The organism is Pseudomonas sp. P5_A12 (genome assembly GCF_056400685.1).
Window position 1 is genome coordinate 1 of sequence record NZ_JBFUKU010000117.1, and the last position, 16,048, is coordinate 16,048.

A 16,048-nucleotide genomic window follows, 5' to 3' on the forward strand; every position below is an offset into this window, starting at 1 on the left:
CGATCTGACCATGCTGCCCTACTGGATCGCCCTGCAATTCCTGAGCAGTCTGCCGATTCGCCTGCCCGGCATGCCGACGCCTCAGGAGCTGGGGCGCTCGCTGCTGTTTTATCCGCTGGTGGGGCTGCTGTTCGGCGCAATTCTGTGGGCATTGAACTGGCTGTTGCTGGGCACGCCGTTGTTGCTGCATGCCACCTTGTTGCTGACGGTTTGGGTCTTGCTCAGCGGCGCGTTGCACCTGGACGGCCTGGCCGATAGCGCCGACGCGTGGCTCGGCGGTTTTGGTGATCGTGAGCGCACACTCACGATCATGAAAGACCCGCGCAGCGGACCGATTGCCGTGGTAACGCTGGTGTTGGTGTTGTTGCTTAAATTTGCTGCGTTGCTGGCGTTGATCGAGCAGCAGCACAGTCTTTTTCTGATCATCGTTCCGCTGATCGGCCGCAGCGCAATGCTGGGTTTGTTCCTGACGACGCCCTATGTGCGTGCTGGCGGGTTGGGGCAGGCACTGGCGGATCATCTGCCGCGGATGGCTGGCCGGCAGGTGTTGGCGGTCAGTGCGGTGGCGTGTGTGCTGATTGCGGGACTCAGTGGTGTTTGGGCGCTGGTGCTGGCGGCAGTGGTTTTCGCATGGCTGAGGCAGGTGATGCTGCGTCGATTGGGCGGGACGACGGGGGACACGGCCGGGGCGATGCTGGAGTTGCTGGAGATGGCGGTGCTGGTAGAATTGGCGTTGGTCTGATGGGTTGTGTGCAGGATATGCTGGCCCCTTCGCGAGCAGGCTCGCTCCCACATTCGACCGCATTCTCTCTGGAGGAACTTGGTTAAATGTGGGAGCGAGCCTGCTCGCGAAAGCGGCCTGCCACTCTCTCCAAACTTCTGATTAAACCCATCTGTAACTTGATTTAACACAACCACGGGTATATACACGCACCATGCTCGACTCCCAATGTTTATGCATCAACCTGCGTCGCGCCGCCCGTGGCGTCAGCAGGCATTACGACGGCGCTTTGGACGGCTTCGGGATCAACGTTGCCCAGTATTCTTTGCTGTGCAATTTGCAGCGTCTGGATCAGCCGAGTATCTCCACCCTCGCTGAAGCCATGGGGCTGGACCGCAGCACCCTCGGGCGCAATTTGCGGGTGCTGGAAGGCGAAGGGCTGGTGATGCTGGTGGAGGGCGAAGACATGCGTAATCGCATCGTCCGACTAACCGAGGCGGGCGCTGAACGCCTGGCAGCGGCCTTGCCGGCCTGGGAAGCGGCCCAGCAACGGTTGATTGACCGACTGGGCGCCGAGAAACGTGAAACCTTGCTGCGACTGCTGGATGAATTGGCCTGAAGCCGGTTTTTCCGATCTTAAGCGGGTATATACCCGCTACCGGAGAATAAGACATGACATCGATGTGGCGTACTTGCGGTTGGGTGTTGTTGGGAAGTGCGCTGATCCTTGCGTTGTCTTTGGGCGTGCGCCACGGCTTTGGGCTGTTTTTGGCGCCGATGAGTGCTGAGTTCGGCTGGGGGCGTGAGACCTTTGCGTTTGCCATCGCCTTGCAGAATCTGATCTGGGGTCTGGCGCAACCCTTCACCGGTGCGCTGGCCGACCGCTTTGGCGCGGCGAAAGTAGTGCTGGTCGGCGGCGTGCTGTATGCCCTGGGTCTGGTGTGCATGGGGCTGTCTGATTCTGCCGTGACATTGTCCCTGAGCGCTGGCCTGTTGATCGGCATCGGTCTGTCCGGCACCTCGTTTTCGGTGATCCTCGGCGTGGTCGGCCGTGCGGTGCCGCCTGAGAAGCGCAGCATGGGCATGGGCATCGCCAGTGCGGCGGGGTCGTTCGGTCAGTTTGCGATGTTGCCGGGCACGTTGGGCTTGATCGGTTGGCTCGGCTGGTCCGCCGCATTGCTGGTGCTGGGCCTGTTGGTGGCGTTGATCGTGCCGTTGGTGAGCATGCTCAAGGACAAGCCGCTGCCGACATTCGGCCATGAACAAACCCTTTCCGAAGCTTTGCGTGAAGCCTGCTCCCATTCAGGGTTTTGGCTGTTGGCGTTCGGCTTCTTCGTGTGCGGTTTCCAGGTGGTGTTCATCGGTGTGCATTTGCCGGCTTACCTGGTGGATCAACATCTTCCGGCCAGCGTCGGCACCACGGTGCTGGCGCTGATCGGGTTGTTCAACATCTTTGGTACGTATACCGCTGGCTGGCTCGGCGGGCGTATGTCGAAACCGCGCTTGCTGACCGGCCTGTACTTGCTGCGGGCGGTGGTGATTGCGCTGTTCCTGTGGGCGCCGGTGACGACAACCACGGCGTACCTGTTCGGCATGGCCATGGGGTTTCTGTGGCTGTCGACGGTGCCATTGACCAACGGCACCGTGGCGACCTTGTTCGGTGTACGAAATCTGTCCATGCTCGGTGGGATTGTTTTCCTGTTTCACCAGCTCGGTTCGTTTCTCGGCGGCTGGTTGGGCGGGGTGGTGTATGACCGAACCGGGAGCTATGACTTGATTTGGCAAGTGGCAATTCTCTTGAGTCTGCTGGCAGCTGCCCTGAACTGGCCGGTGCGTGAGCGGCCGGTGGCGCGTCTGCAGTCACAAATGAGTGCGGTATGAACAGTCTTTGGCCGCGAATCGCTGTAGCGGCCGTCTGCGCCATGCTGCTGGCGTTGTCGTGGTGGGGCTGGCATCAGGGCGGGCTGGCGCTGATGCAGTTGGGCATGGGTGCTTGCTAGTGAGCGGCGAGGGCGAGTAACTTCGTTTTTGACGACTTATCAAGGATGCACCTACATGCTGATGCGCTGGATTGCAGTCCCCGGGTTGCTGGTGGCAATTACGGGGCTGGCCCATGCGGGCGAGTGCCCGGAGCTGTTGCAAGGCTCATTGCAGAAGCTGCGCGCCAAGGAATCCATCGACCTGTGCCAGCGGTTTGAGGGTAAACCGCTAGTTGTGGTCAATACCGCGAGCCACTGCGGTTTCGCCCCGCAGTTCAAAAGCCTTGAGGCGCTCAATCAGCGCTTCAAGGGGCAGGGGCTGGAGGTGATTGGCGTTCCGTCCAACGATTTCAAGCAAGAATCCAAGGATACCGCCGAGACGGCCAAGGTCTGTTACGTGAATTACGGCGTGACCTTCACCATGACCGAACCGCAGGCTGTGCTAGGCGACGATGCAACGCACCTGTTCAAGGTCCTGGCCAAACAGACCAGCGCGCCGAAATGGAATTTCTACAAATACGTGGTTGATCGCAAGGGCAACGTCATCGCCAGTTTTTCCAGCCTGACCAAACCCGACGATCCCGAGTTCATTGCCGCGGTGGAGCAAGCCCTGGCTTCCCAGCCCTGATCAACGCCCACTAAAAAGCCCCGCCTCTGTAGCAGAGAGCGGGGCTTTTTTGATTCAGCCGGCGAGGGGTTCAGGCTCGCCGTGAATCATCAGAAGCGGTAGGTCGCGCCGAGACCGAAACCGTTCGCCGAGTTTTCATACTTGGCGTTGTAGCTCTGGCCACGGTCGTTGCTGTTGTTGACCTTGACCGACTGTTCGCGCAGGTACGAATACGCCACGTCGATGGTCAGGTCGTCGGTCGGGCTCCAGCCAGCGCCCAGGCTGAACGCCTTGCGATCGCCCGTCGGGATGCGCGGGGAACGGTCGACGTTGTTGGTCGGTGCCTGGTCAACGGACAGGCCGCCACGCAGTACCCATTGCTTGTTCAGCTGGTAGGACGCGCCGATGGCGTGAGCCCAGGTGTCGTGCCAGTTCTGTTCTTCGGTGATGGTGCCGAATTGGCCGTTCAGGACGGTTGGAACACCACTGTTTTCGACGGTGATTTCTTCCAGACGGCTCCAGCGAGTCCAGGTGCTGCCTGCGTAAAGAGTCCACTGGTCGTCGAGCTGGTGAGTGACCGAGAAGTCCACCGATTCAGGTGTGGTCAGGTCCAGCGACGCGTCGTATTTCTGATTCGGGTTCTGGCCGATCAGGCCCAGTACGTTGTAGTTGACCTTGGTGTTGCCTTCGAGCTTGTACTTCACTTTCGAGTGGTAGGTCAGGCCGACGCGAGTGCTGTCGGTCGCTTGAACCAGCACGCCGATGTTGTAGCCCAGCGCGGTGTCGTCACCGGTGATCTTGACATTGCCGTCTGGCGCGGCCTGGGTGATCGACAAGTTCGATTCCAGGGTGCCATCGATGCGGTTGATGGTCGGACCGAAGCCGATGGACACCTTGTCGTTGAAGGCGTAGCTGACAGTCGGTTGCAGGGTGACGATTTTGACTTCGCTCTTGCTGCCGAAATAGCGACCGGCAAAGTCGCTTTCGTAGTCGGTGACCAGACCGAACGGTGCGTACACGCCAATACCGAACGCCCACTGGTCGTCGATTGGTTTGACGTAATAGCCCATAGGTACGGCGATGAACGGCACCATGTCGCCATCATTGCTGCCGCCGTTCGGGAAGGAGCGAGCATCGCTGATGTCAGTGTGTGCGTCGATCATTGCAATACCGCCGGTGACTTGTTCGCGCTTGATGCGGGACATGCCGGCAGGGTTGCCAAAAATTGTACTGGCGTCATCGGCAGAGGAAGATCGCCCGGCAAAACCCGTACCCATACCGCTGATGCTTTGTTCGTTAACGGCGAAGCCACTTGCAAAGATCTGGGCGGATGCCAGGGTAACGGCGAGGCTAAGGGTGGTTTTGAGCATTACTTTTTTCATTATTCGAACTCGAGGTGATCACCGGGGCGAAAATTACCAACATTTTCGTCCCGGCGCTATAGGCTGTATGCCTTGATTTAGAGCGGTTTTGTAGGACAATCCGACCATGTTGACGTCCGATTGCACGATCTTGTGAAACTGGTGGGTCAGCAAGCGACCTGATTCAGGGGTGAAACACAGGTTTGCCAGGCGCTGGTGAAATCGCGCAGGCGTCCTTGAGGCTGAAAGGTCTGACGCCAGATGCGAGCCATGCCCAACAAGTCATTGGCGGCGGGGAGGGGAGTGTTCTGTTCTTCTACCAGAAGCCAGGCGATGGCAGTGGCGTAACGCAGGTTAACGGTCAATTCCAGGTGCGGCCCGCTGAGGAAGGCATGTTGGCTGGCCAATCCGCGGACCAGGCTCGCCCGTTCGGGGTCCAGTGCCAGGTAGTGATCCCAAAGTGCCTGGTGGCGGGGTTCGGCAATTCGGTACAGGCCGTGTCCACGGCGGTCGTGCAGGGCGGAGCCAAGGGCTGACTGACTGGCGGCGATGCCAAGCAGCAAGGATTCGGCAGTTGCGCYATGGCGTCCGAGGTAAATCAATGTCGGACGAATCACATAACGGCACAGTTCGCTGGCAGCGATACCCATAAAGCCCTCGAAACATGAAAGTAGGCGGCGATACCTGAAGGTAGCGTTGGCAGCGGTGGATCGAATCAGGCTCGCCGGAAGCGGAACAAGCCGCTTGAGTTGAAGTGTAGTGTCATATTCGCGCTGTAAAGGTCTGTTTTTAAAATATTTCCAGCTTCGAGTTATAACCGTTATATCGGTTAGTGCTTAGCGTCTGTGGGCGGAAAGAGAAATAACGGGCAATAAAAAGCCCCGCTTTTTGAGCAGGGCTTTTGGGTTTTTCAGTCTTTCTGGCGTCTCAGGCAATCAATGCCTGGCGAGTACGCTCGATCACGGCCTGCAGCGGTTCTGCGCTGGAGTATTGATCGGGGTACAGACGTTCGCTGTGACGAGCGATGCCGTGTTCATTGACCAGCGTGAAACTGAAGCAGCCTTTGCGAGCGGCCATGATCAGGCAGTTCATTGGTGCAAAAGCGTTGGTTAGGGTGCGGATTGCATCCTGGGTGTGGATTTGAGTAGTCATTATTTGGGTGTTCCTACAAGCGACACGGATAAGAGCCGTGCAAAATTAAAACGTTCCAGTGACGACGACCACCGTTGGTCGAACGAAGAACCCGACTGGAACAAAGCAGCCAGTTTGAAGCGCTGATAATTGGCGCGCTTGGGCTGGCAGGTAGGTACTTAGGAGGGCAGGCAACACATCAAGGGCAAAGGTTCTGGGCCCGGGGTGAAGATCCTGATCAATTTGCAGGCTGGTTCGGTCAGAGTAAGTGAGCTTCGCAACACCCTTCGCTTTGTTCGAAGGCTGTGTTGACGCAAGGTTTACCTGGAAACCATCGAGGTGGTCGATCCTGTTTTGTCGGTGGAGGCTTCTCTTGAGGGAAGGCTGACCGCGAGGATTTGTTCGACCAGAATTGACTTTCAGCTTGGTACTAACGCCGCGGATACTAACGGATTGAATTTGAGAATGGAAGTGTGTTAGCAAAAAAGAAAAATCAATCTGGGCTGCGCGCTCTGAAATTGCTTACATTCCGACCGGTGGGTGTGGTCGTTCATCGGAACGCGATATGCCTGGACCAAGGGTTTTCCCGGGTTATCCCCAAAACTGGTGCAAAAACGTGCCGAAAAAGTGCGTCGATATAACCGCCTCGAAGGTACTTGTGCACATAAGTTGCGCAGACTGTAACCCCACTGTCATTCAGGCCTCGGCCGTAGTGGGTGCCTGTATTGAAAATTTAAGTCAATGAAAAACATCGCTTTTTTTTACTGGTGAAAAAATCGTCAGTTTGACTGCGAGCCCCGTCCCACTGGGCTTTGCGCGTGTTCAAGGGCGGTTGTCCACTGAGTTATCCACAGCTTCTGTGGATTGTCCCGAGCGCTTGCTCTAGGACGGGCGTGCCGGGTTTATTTAGGCTTTACCTGTAGGAAAAAAAGAGTAGAGTTGCGCGCCTTCCGATCTGTCCCACAGTGCTTTATGAAGTTTCGCTCAGTACCAATCGCTGCTACCCCCACATCCCCCAATGTTGCCCCGCCCAAACGCTTTTCGATGCGCGTGGCCGAGTGGCTGCTGGACAGTCCACGTCTCGGGGATAACCCCAACATCAAGCACTTCGCCGGACGCTTGCTCAAGCAGCCTGCCCGTGAAGGTGTCGTGGCCGCGCAAAGCCGCCTCGGACAACTGATGTGCCGCGAATGCGGCAATGCGCGTGACCGGCGCATTGGTCAGGATCTGTTGCGCCAGGCGGCGCGAGCAGGGGACGCGCGCGCCCAACAGGAACTGGGGCTGACCGAAGACTGAGCTGTCCAAGTCTGGTTGCCTTGGTTAACCTTCAAGCTTTATCTCATCGGCAGGAATCCCTATGGCTATGGACTTGACCAGCCTCTTACTCGGTCTGGCGGGCGCTGGTCTGCCGTTGCTGGTACTGGCCTGGCAAATTCAGCGCCGTGCGAGCGTCTCGCAAGCCGGGGTGGCGCTGCTGGAGGAGCGGCTGGCCATGGCGCAGTTGGCGCAGGACGGTTTGAATGCGCAACTCGATGCCAGTCGCGATGAAATCGGTGATCTGAGCCAGGCTAACGCCGCCAGGCAGGCAGACCTCGCCGCTGCGCGCCGTGAAGTCGAACTGCTGCAAATCGAACGCGACGATGCCCGTGATGCGGCTCATGCCTGGAACATTGAGCGCGCCGGTAAAGAAGCTGAGCTGCGTCGCCTGGACACGCAGGCGGCTTCACTCAGCGCCGAGCTGCGCGAGCAACAGGAAAGCCATCAGCAGCGCCTCAGCGATCTGCAAGGTTCGCGAGATGAGCTGCGAGCGCAGTTCGCCGAGCTGGCGGGCAAGATTTTTGACGAGCGGGAGCAACGCTTTGCCGAAACCAGTCAGCAGCGACTGGGCCAGTTGCTCGATCCTTTGAAAGAACGCATTCAGTCCTTCGAAAAGCGCGTCGAGGAAAGTTATCAGGCGGAAGCTCGCGAGCGTTTCTCGCTGGCCAAGGAACTGGAGCGCCTGCAACAGTTGAACCTGCGCCTGAGTGACGAAGCCACCAACCTGACCCGCGCCCTCAAAGGGCAGAAAACCCAGGGCAACTGGGGCGAGCTGATTCTTGAGCGAGTGCTTGAACACGCCGGTCTGGAGAAGGGCCGTGAATACCAGACCCAGGTCAATCTCAAAGGCCCGGACGGTGAGCGCTTCCAGCCGGATGTGATTATTTACCTGCCGGGCGACAAGCAGGTGGTGGTCGACTCCAAGGTCAGTCTGACGGCTTATCAGCAATACGTGGCGGCCGAAGACAACGCCATTGGCGAGATCGCCATCAAGCAGCACGTACTGTCGCTACGTAATCACGTCAAAGGCCTGGCCGGCAAGGATTACAAACGGCTCGACGGCTTGCACAGCCTGGATTTCGTGTTGCTCTTCGTGCCTATCGAAGCGGCGTTTTCCGCCGCCTTGCAGGCGGAGCCGACGCTGTTCCAGGAGGCGTTCGACCGCAACATCGTGATCGTCAGCCCCACCACGTTATTGGCCACGCTGCGGGTCATCGATAGCCTGTGGAAACAGGAGCGCCAGAGCCAGAACGCCCGGGAAATCGCCGAGCGTGCTGGGTGGCTGTATGACAAGTTCGTGTTGTTTATTCAGGACCTGGACGAAGTCGGCAATCGCTTGCAGCAACTGGACAAAGCCTACAGCTCTGCGCGCAACAAGCTGACAGAAGGTCGCGGGAATCTGGTCAGTCGCAGCGAGCAGCTGAAGTTGCTTGGCGCGCGAGCCAGCAAGAGCTTGCCGGCAGACTTGCTGGAGCGGGCGATGACCGATGTGGATGGCTTGGTCGAACTGCCGGAATAATCCGAAAAGCATCGCGAGCAGGCTCACTCTTACATGAATTGCGCAAAACCCTGTGGGAGCGAGCCTGCTCGCGATGGCGGCAGTTGCCTCCCTACAAGACTAAAACCTGCTGCGCTACAACGGCAAATGCCGACTCAACAATGCCCGTAACGCCGCCGGTTTCACCGGTTTGGTCAAGTAATCCAGGCCCGCCGCATGCACTTGCGCCACCGTCTCTGGCCGGCCATCGGCGCTGATCACCACCCCCGGTACCGGTTCGCCCAGTTGAGTGCGCAACCACGCCATCAGCTCGGTCCCGGTTTCGCCATGGTCCAGGTGGTAATCCACCAGCGCCAATTGTGGACGCATACCGTTGTTGAGCAGCGCTGCACATTCCTCTCGGTTACGCGCCGTCCAGACGTGGCATCCCCAGCGTGTCAGCAGGCTATTCATGCCGATCAGGATGCTGTCTTCATTATCGATGCACAGCACTTGCGCGCCGCTCACCGCATGGCCGTTAATTTCGGTGGTCTGTGTCGGCGCCACGGTTTGTGCCTGGGCCAGCGGCACATTGACGCTGAACACACTGCCGCGCCCCGGCCAGGAACGTACGCGCAAGGTGTGACCCAAAACGCGACACAAGCCATCGGCAATCGCCAGGCCCAACCCCAAGCCTTTCTCGGCGCGGGTCTGGTGGCTGTCCAGGCGTTTGAATTCTTCGAAAATCACCTGCAGTTTATCCTCCGCAATCCCGGGCCCCCGGTCCCAGACCTCCAGGCACAGTTCACCTTTGCGCCGCCGAACGCCGAGCAACACCGGCCCTTTGGCATAGCGGAACGCATTGGTCAGGAAGTTTTGCAGGATCCGTCGCAGCAGTTTGATGTCGCTGTCGACCCGTAACGTGCTGCCCCGAACACGGAAGGTCAGCCCTTGTTCCTGAGCCAGCGCCTTAAACTCGGCACCGAGGGTGTCGAACAGTTCGTTGAGCGCGAAAGGCTTGGTGTCGGGGTTGATCTTGCCGTTTTCCAGGCGGGAAATGTCCAGCAGGTCGCTGATCRAGTCCTCTGCCGAGCGCAACGAGCTGTCTAGGTGATGGACCAGTTTTTGCGCCTCGCCGGACAAGCCATCGTCTTGGTGGGACAACGCTGCGGAGAACAGGCGCGCGGCGTTTAGCGGTTGCATCAGGTCATGGCTGACGGCCGCCAGAAAGCGGGTTTTYGACTGGTTGGCGGACTCGGCGGTGCCCTTGGCTTCGGTCAACGCGACGTTGAGTTGCGACAGTTCGTGAGTGCGCTCGGCCACCCGCTGCTCCAGGCCCTCGTTGGCTTCGGTCAGCGCTTGTTCGGCTTCGCGGAACGCGGTGATGTCAGTGAAACTCATGACGAAACCACCCCCGGGCATCGGGTTGCCGATCAGCTCGATCACCCGCCCGTTGGGGAACAGTCGTTCAGAAGTATGGGCGCGGCCCTGGCGCATCCAGTGCAGACGGCGGGCCACATGCACTTCGGCTTCGCCGACGCCGCACAAGCCGCGCTCAGCGTTGTAGCGAATAATGTCGGCAATCGGCCGGCCGACGCTGATCAAACCGTCCGGGTAGTTGAACAGTTCCAGATAACGCCGGTTCCAGGCCACCAGTTTTAGTGACTGGTCGACCACGCTGATGCCCTGGGTGATGTTTTCGATAGCGCCTTGCAGCAGCGCGCGGTTGAACTGCAACACTTCCGAGGCCTCGTCGGCGATCCGCACGACATCCTCCAACTGCATTTCCCGACCTTCGATGGCGGCTTTCACCACCGCGCGCGTCGAGGACGCGCCGAGCACCCCCGCCAGCAAGCGTTCGGTGTGGGCGATCCATTCACCGTCGGCGTTTTGATTCGGGTTGAAGCCTTTGCCCTGGCGGTAAGCGAAACGGATGAAGCTCTGTCGCGCCCGTTCTTCGCCGACGAATCGGGCGGCCAGTTGCAGCAGATCGTTGATTTGCACCGCCAGCATCGACCGGGCGCTGGGGCGTGCGCTGATTTCCTGACCGATGAAACGACCCGCCTGCCAGTGCTCTGACACCCGCGTGCGCGACAACACCGATACCCAGGCAAACAGTGTGAAGTTGCCCGCCAGCGACAGCACCACGCCTTGGGTCAGCGGGGTGATCGGCAGGTTCAACGGATTGCTGTGTAACCAGGCCAGGCCAGGGAAGCTGTCCAGCGCCAAGCCGAGGCCACGGGCAGCAATCGGCAAGACCAGCGTGTAAAACCACAGGAATGTCCCGGCGGCGAGGCCGGCAAATACGCCACGACGGTTGGCCTGCTTCCAATACAGCGCGCCGAGCATGGCCGGGGCCAGTTGCGTCACGGCGGCGAAGGCGATCTGGCCGATGGTGGCCAGGCTGGCGGTCGAGCCCAGCAGGCGATAACTGACGTAGGCCAGCAGCAAAATCACCACGATGCTCACGCGGCGCACCGAGAGCATCCAATGACGAAACACTTCGAACGGCCGCTCGGCGTTGTTGCGTCGCAGCAACCACGGCAAGAGCATGTCGTTGGAGACCATGGTCGACAGCGCCACGCTGGCGACAATCACCATGCCGGTCGCCGCCGAGGCGCCGCCGATAAACGCCAGCAAGGCGAGGGCAGGGTGAGACTGGGCCAGTGGCAAACTGATGACGAACGAGTCCGGCAACACCGAGCTGGGCAGCATCATCTGACCGGCGAGGGCGATCGGTACAACAAACAACGCCGCCAATGCCAGGTAGGCCGGGAACACCCATTTGGCCAGGCGCAAATCCTGAGGATCAATGTTTTCCACCACCGTCACGTGGAACTGCCGGGGCAAGCAGATGATCGCCATCATCGCGACGCCCGTCTGCACCACCATCGAGGGCCAGTTGATGGTTTCCTTCCAGTACGCCTCGAGGCGGGGGGCGAGCATGGCCTGGTTGAACAGATCGTCGAAACCGTCATACAGGCCGAACGTGACGAACGCGCCGACAGCGAGAAACGCGAACAGCTTGACCAATGACTCAAACGCAATTGCCAGCACCATGCCGCGATGGTGTTCCGTGGCATCAAGGTTGCGGGTACCGAAGACAATGGTGAACAGCGCCAGTACCAGCGACACAATCAGCGCCGTGTCCTGGGCGCGAACTCCCATGGCGTCGGCACCCGCGCCAATCAGCAAATTCACCCCGAGCACGATGCCCTTGAGCTGCAGGGCGATGTAGGGCAACACGCCGACCAGGCAGATCAGCGCCACCACCACCGCCAGCGACTGGGATTTGCCGTAGCGGGCAGCGATAAAGTCGGCGATGGAGGTGATGTTTTCCTGCTTGCTGATCATCACCATTTTTTGCAGGACCCACGGTGCACACACCAGCAGCAGGATCGGCCCGAGGTAGATCGGCAGGAAAGACCAGAGCTGTTCSGCYGCCTGGCCCACSGCGCCAAAGAATGTCCARCTGGTGCARTAGACMGCCAGCGACAGGCTGTACACCCACGCGCGCACGCGCGGCGGCAACGGCGTGCTGCGACGGTCACCGTAAAAGGCGATGGCGAACATGATGGCCATATAGGCCAGGGCGACGGCGGCGATCAGCCCGCTGGACAGCGACATGGGAACTCCAGACAAAAGACAACCGGGACTCCCGCCCGGTCAGACAGTCTCGCACGACCGCCGTGGTTAGTCAGTGTCGACCAAGGTCGTGGCGTGGTGGGGTGTCGCAGGCGGTGTGTCAGCGATTTTTGAAAGTCTGTGGCGCAGAGGTGCGTTGATCGCTAGCCTTGGCCTCGCCATTTATTTCCACGGACCGCCCCATGAAGATCATCCGCAGCAAATCCTTCACCGCTGATCGCGCTTGGGGCGCGCTGGACATTGCCAACATGAACGGCATCACCACCCGTTTGCACTGGACGGACCAGCCTTACAAATGGCACGTCAACGATGGCCAGGAAGTGTTCGTGGTACTGGATGGGCAGGTGCAGATGCGTTATCGCGAAGAGGGCATCGAGAAGGAAGCACTGCTGGACGTCGGCGACATCTTTTATGCGTCCGTTGGCACCGAGCATGTGGCGCTTCCGCAGGGCGCGGCGCGGATACTGGTGATCGAATCAGAAGGCAGCGTCTGAGGGTATATCTGTAAAACAGATAACTTATAGAGATATTACCCGTTATATAGATATTCGATTCGGTTCTACCATGGACTCTACCTCACAGGAGGACAGGAGTTCGCCATGACATGCACTAGCAGCATCAAAACCGGCATCAAACCGTTCAGCCATTTGCAGCACCCGCGTGAAGTCATCCGTCAATTCACGCCCAACTGGTTCGCCGCGACCATGGGTACCGGAGTGCTCGCGCTGGCGCTGGCGCAATTACCCCTCACCATGCCCGGTTTGCGTGTGTTCGCCGAAGGGTTGTGGCTGTTCAATATTTTCCTGTTCGTGGTGTTCACCGCCCTGTACGCGGCCCGCTGGGTGTTGTTCTTTGACGAGGCCCGGCGAATTTTCGGCCATTCCACGGTGTCGATGTTCTTCGGCACTATTCCCATGGGGCTCGCGACCATCATTAACGGTTTTCTGGTGTTTGGCCTGCCACGTTGGGGCGATGGCGTGATTCATGTCGCCGAAATGCTCTGGTGGCTGGATGTGGCGATGTCTATGGCGTGCGGCGTGCTGATTCCCTACATGATGTTCACCCGTCAGGAACACAGCATCGATCAGATGACCGCCGTTTGGCTGTTGCCGGTGGTGGCAGCAGAAGTCGCCGCTGCCAGCGGTGGTTTGCTGGCGCCGCACTTGGCGGATGCCCATTCGCAACTGGTGGTGCTGGTGACGAGTTATGTGCTGTGGGCCTTTTCCCTGCCGGTAGCCTTCAGCATTCTGACGATCCTGTTGCTGCGCATGGCCCTGCATAAACTGCCCCACGAAAACATGGCCGCCTCTAGCTGGCTGGCATTGGGGCCGATTGGTACCGGGGCGCTGGGCATGTTGCTACTGGGGGCAGACGCGCCGACCATCTTCGCCGCCAACGGCCTGCCGGGCATTGGTGAAATCGCCGCTGGCCTGGGGCTAGTGGCCGGGATCACGCTGTGGGGCTTTGGTTTGTGGTGGATGCTGATCGCGGTGCTGATTACCTTGCGTTACCTGCGCGGCGGCATCCCGTTCAACCTCGGTTGGTGGGGGTTTACCTTTCCACTGGGGGTCTACTCGCTGGCCACGTTGAAACTGGCCAGCACCTTGAACCTGTCCTTTTTCAGTGTCTTTGGCTGCGTGCTGGTGGCGTTGCTGGCGGTGATGTGGCTGATCGTTGCCCGCCGGACGCTGCAAGGCGCGTGGCGCGGCGAACTGTTTGTGTCGCCGTGCATTGCAGGATTAAAGAAATAACCTGCAAAGATTAGGTAGTGTGTGGCCTGGACCGAGGTTCGACATTCCAATCTCGGTATCAACGCCACTCGCTACCCAACATCAGGGACACATGGAAGATGAGTCACCCCTCACAGTTCACTTTGCTGCGCACCCGGCGCTTCCTGCCGTTTTTCGTGACACAGTCCCTCGGGGCGTTCAACGACAACCTCTTCAAGCAGTCGTTGATCCTCGCGATTCTGTACAAGCTGACTATCGACGGTGACCGCTCGATCTACGTCAACCTCTGCGCGCTGCTGTTCATCCTGCCGTTCTTTTTGTTCTCGGCACTGGCCGGGCAGTTCGGTGAGAAGTTCGCCAAGGACCGTCTGATCCGTCTGATAAAACTCGGCGAAATCGTCATCATGACGGTCGGCGCGGTCGGTTTCATCTTTAACCATCTGTCGTTGATGCTGGTGGCGCTGTTCGCCATGGGTACCCACTCGGCGCTGTTCGGGCCGGTGAAGTATTCGATCTTGCCCCAGGCCCTGCGCGAAGAAGAGCTGGTCGGCGGCAACGGGCTGGTGGAGATGGGCACCTTCCTGGCGATTCTCGCCGGGACCATCGGCGCCGGGATCATGATGTCGTCCAGTCGCTACGCGCCCATCGTCTCCAGCGCGATCATTGGTGTTGCCGTGCTCGGCTACCTGGCCAGTTGCAGCATTCCACGAGCGGCGGCTTCTTCACCGCAAATGCGCCTGAACTGGAATATTTTCAGCCAGTCCTGGGTCACCTTGAAGCTGGGTCTGGGGCAGACCCCGGCAGTGTCGCGTTCGATTGTCGGCAACTCATGGTTCTGGTTTGTCGGGGCGATTTACCTGACGCAAATCCCGGCCTATGCCAAAGAGTGGATGCACGGCGACGAAACCGTGGTGACGCTGATTCTGACGGTGTTCTCGGTAGGCATCGCGCTCGGCTCGATGCTCTGTGAAAAGCTCTCCGGACGCAAAGTCGAGATTGGCCTGGTGCCGTTCGGCTCGTTCGGCCTGACCGTGTTTGGCCTGCTACTGTGGTGGCATTCCGGCGGTATTCCAGACAGCGTGACGGGCCATGGCTGGGTCGAAGTCCTCGGGTTTGGTCACACCTGGCTGTTGTTGATCGACATCCTTGGCTTGGGGATCTTCGGTGGTTTCTACATCGTGCCGCTGTATGCGCTGATCCAGTCGCGCACCGCCGAGAACGAGCGGGCGCGAGTGATTGCCGCCAACAACATTCTCAACGCGCTGTTCATGGTGGTGTCGGCGATTGTCTCGATCATCTTGCTGAGCCTGGTCAAACTGTCGATTCCGCAGCTGTTCCTGGTGGTGTCGCTGCTGAACATCGGCGTCAACGCCTACATCTTCAAGATCGTCCCCGAATTCAGCATGCGCTTCATGATCTGGCTGCTCAGCCACTCCATGTACCGCGTGCAGCACCGCAATCTGGAGCTGATTCCCGATGAAGGCGCGGCGCTGCTGGTATGCAACCACGTGTCCTTTGTCGATGCGCTGCTGATTGGCGGCGCAGTGCGTCGGCCGATTCGCTTTGTGATGTACTACAAAATCTACAACCTGCCGGTACTGAACTTTATCTTTCGCACGGCCGGGACGATTCCGATAGCGGGGCGTCAGGAAGACATTCAAATCTACGAAAGCGCCTTCAAGCGAATTGCGCAGTATCTGAAGGACGGCGAGTTGGTGTGCATCTTCCCGGAAGGCAAGTTGACCGCTGACGGTGAGATAAACGAATTCAAGGGTGGGTTGACGCGGATTCTTGAGGAGACACCGGTGCCGGTCATTCCGCTGGCATTGCAGGGGTTGTGGGGGAGTTTTTTCAGCCGCGATCCGGACAAGGGGCTGTTTCGTCGGTTGTGGTCGCGGGTGACGTTGGTGGCGGGGCCGGCGGTGGCGGTTGAGGCGGCGGAGCCTGCACAGTTGCAAGCGTTGGTCGGCGAGTTGCGCGGGGCATTTAGATAGTTGGTGAATGTACCGGCCTCATCGCGGGCAAGCCCGGCTCCCACAGGTTTTGTGTTGTTCCACAAATTGTGTGAACTCCATAATCC

14 protein-coding genes are annotated in these 16,048 nt (G+C 59.2%); 10 read left to right on the forward strand and 4 right to left on the reverse strand.

The window, feature by feature from the left end; all coding sequences use genetic code 11:
- Positions 1 to 10 precede the first annotated feature (10 nt).
- From AC1DSG_RS16675 to AC1DSG_RS16695, 5 genes are all read left to right on the forward strand, one after another.
- Positions 11 to 742 (forward strand): adenosylcobinamide-GDP ribazoletransferase, encoded by a 732-nt coding sequence (locus AC1DSG_RS16675; protein ID WP_477791879.1) that lies wholly within the window; start codon positions 11 to 13, stop codon positions 740 to 742.
- Positions 743 to 935: 193 nt separating this feature from the next.
- The gene (locus AC1DSG_RS16680; protein WP_140670571.1) at positions 936 to 1,340 is read left to right on the forward strand and encodes a MarR family winged helix-turn-helix transcriptional regulator; all 405 of its coding nucleotides are present in this window, start codon (positions 936 to 938) and stop codon (positions 1,338 to 1,340) included.
- Between the two features lie 53 nt (positions 1,341 to 1,393).
- Complete coding sequence (locus AC1DSG_RS16685) at positions 1,394 to 2,602, forward strand: MFS transporter (RefSeq protein WP_477791869.1); 1,209 nt, start codon at positions 1,394 to 1,396, stop codon at positions 2,600 to 2,602.
- Complete coding sequence (locus AC1DSG_RS16690) at positions 2,599 to 2,721, forward strand: hypothetical protein (protein WP_477791870.1); 123 nt, start codon at positions 2,599 to 2,601, stop codon at positions 2,719 to 2,721. Before AC1DSG_RS16685 ends, AC1DSG_RS16690 begins: the two co-directional genes overlap by 4 nt.
- A 55-nt stretch (positions 2,722 to 2,776) precedes the next feature.
- Positions 2,777 to 3,328: a glutathione peroxidase gene (locus AC1DSG_RS16695; protein ID WP_477791871.1), complete on the forward strand. Its 552-nt coding sequence runs from the start codon at positions 2,777 to 2,779 to the stop codon at positions 3,326 to 3,328.
- Positions 3,329 to 3,417: 89 nt separating this feature from the next.
- Here the strand turns inward: AC1DSG_RS16695 and AC1DSG_RS16700 are convergent, their stop codons facing one another.
- The 3 genes from AC1DSG_RS16700 to AC1DSG_RS16710 all read right to left on the reverse strand — a co-directional run bounded on the left by AC1DSG_RS16700 (position 3,418) and on the right by AC1DSG_RS16710 (position 5,820).
- On the reverse strand, positions 3,418 to 4,689 hold the full coding sequence (locus tag AC1DSG_RS16700) for an OmpP1/FadL family transporter (protein ID WP_477791872.1): 1,272 nt from the start codon (positions 4,687 to 4,689) through the stop codon (positions 3,418 to 3,420).
- Positions 4,690 to 4,835: 146 nt separating this feature from the next.
- On the reverse strand, positions 4,836 to 5,318 hold the full coding sequence (locus AC1DSG_RS16705) for a hypothetical protein (protein WP_477791873.1): 483 nt from the start codon (positions 5,316 to 5,318) through the stop codon (positions 4,836 to 4,838).
- A 277-nt stretch (positions 5,319 to 5,595) separates the two neighbouring features.
- Entirely contained in the window at positions 5,596 to 5,820 is a 225-nt protein-coding gene (locus AC1DSG_RS16710) for a hypothetical protein (protein WP_007945191.1), read from the reverse strand.
- Between the two features lie 951 nt (positions 5,821 to 6,771).
- Between AC1DSG_RS16710 and AC1DSG_RS16715 the strand changes: the two genes are divergently transcribed.
- Both AC1DSG_RS16715 and AC1DSG_RS16720 read left to right on the forward strand, forming a co-directional pair.
- Positions 6,772 to 7,095 (forward strand): sel1 repeat family protein, encoded by a 324-nt coding sequence (locus AC1DSG_RS16715; RefSeq protein ID WP_477791874.1) that lies wholly within the window; start codon positions 6,772 to 6,774, stop codon positions 7,093 to 7,095.
- A 175-nt stretch (positions 7,096 to 7,270) separates the two neighbouring features.
- Positions 7,271 to 8,635, forward strand: a complete 1,365-nt coding sequence (locus tag AC1DSG_RS16720) for a DNA recombination protein RmuC (RefSeq protein ID WP_477791880.1) — start codon at positions 7,271 to 7,273, stop codon at positions 8,633 to 8,635.
- Positions 8,636 to 8,749: 114 nt separating this feature from the next.
- Here the strand turns inward: AC1DSG_RS16720 and AC1DSG_RS16725 are convergent, their stop codons facing one another.
- Positions 8,750 to 12,220 carry a hybrid sensor histidine kinase/response regulator gene (locus AC1DSG_RS16725; RefSeq protein ID WP_477791875.1) on the reverse strand — a complete coding sequence of 1,157 codons (3,471 nt, stop codon included), beginning with the start codon at positions 12,218 to 12,220 and terminating at the stop codon, positions 8,750 to 8,752.
- Between the two features lie 200 nt (positions 12,221 to 12,420).
- Between AC1DSG_RS16725 and AC1DSG_RS16730 the strand changes: the two genes are divergently transcribed.
- The 3 genes from AC1DSG_RS16730 (at position 12,421) to AC1DSG_RS16740 (ending at position 15,962) form a co-directional block, all read left to right on the forward strand.
- Positions 12,421 to 12,732 carry a cupin domain-containing protein gene (locus AC1DSG_RS16730; protein ID WP_477791876.1) on the forward strand — a complete coding sequence of 104 codons (312 nt, stop codon included), beginning with the start codon at positions 12,421 to 12,423 and terminating at the stop codon, positions 12,730 to 12,732.
- Between the two features lie 105 nt (positions 12,733 to 12,837).
- Positions 12,838 to 13,989 carry a TDT family transporter gene (locus AC1DSG_RS16735; protein WP_477791877.1) on the forward strand — a complete coding sequence of 384 codons (1,152 nt, stop codon included), beginning with the start codon at positions 12,838 to 12,840 and terminating at the stop codon, positions 13,987 to 13,989.
- 98 nt (positions 13,990 to 14,087) lie between these two features.
- Positions 14,088 to 15,962: an MFS transporter gene (locus tag AC1DSG_RS16740; RefSeq protein WP_477791878.1), complete on the forward strand. Its 1,875-nt coding sequence runs from the start codon at positions 14,088 to 14,090 to the stop codon at positions 15,960 to 15,962.
- Positions 15,963 to 16,048: the final 86 nt, after the last annotated feature.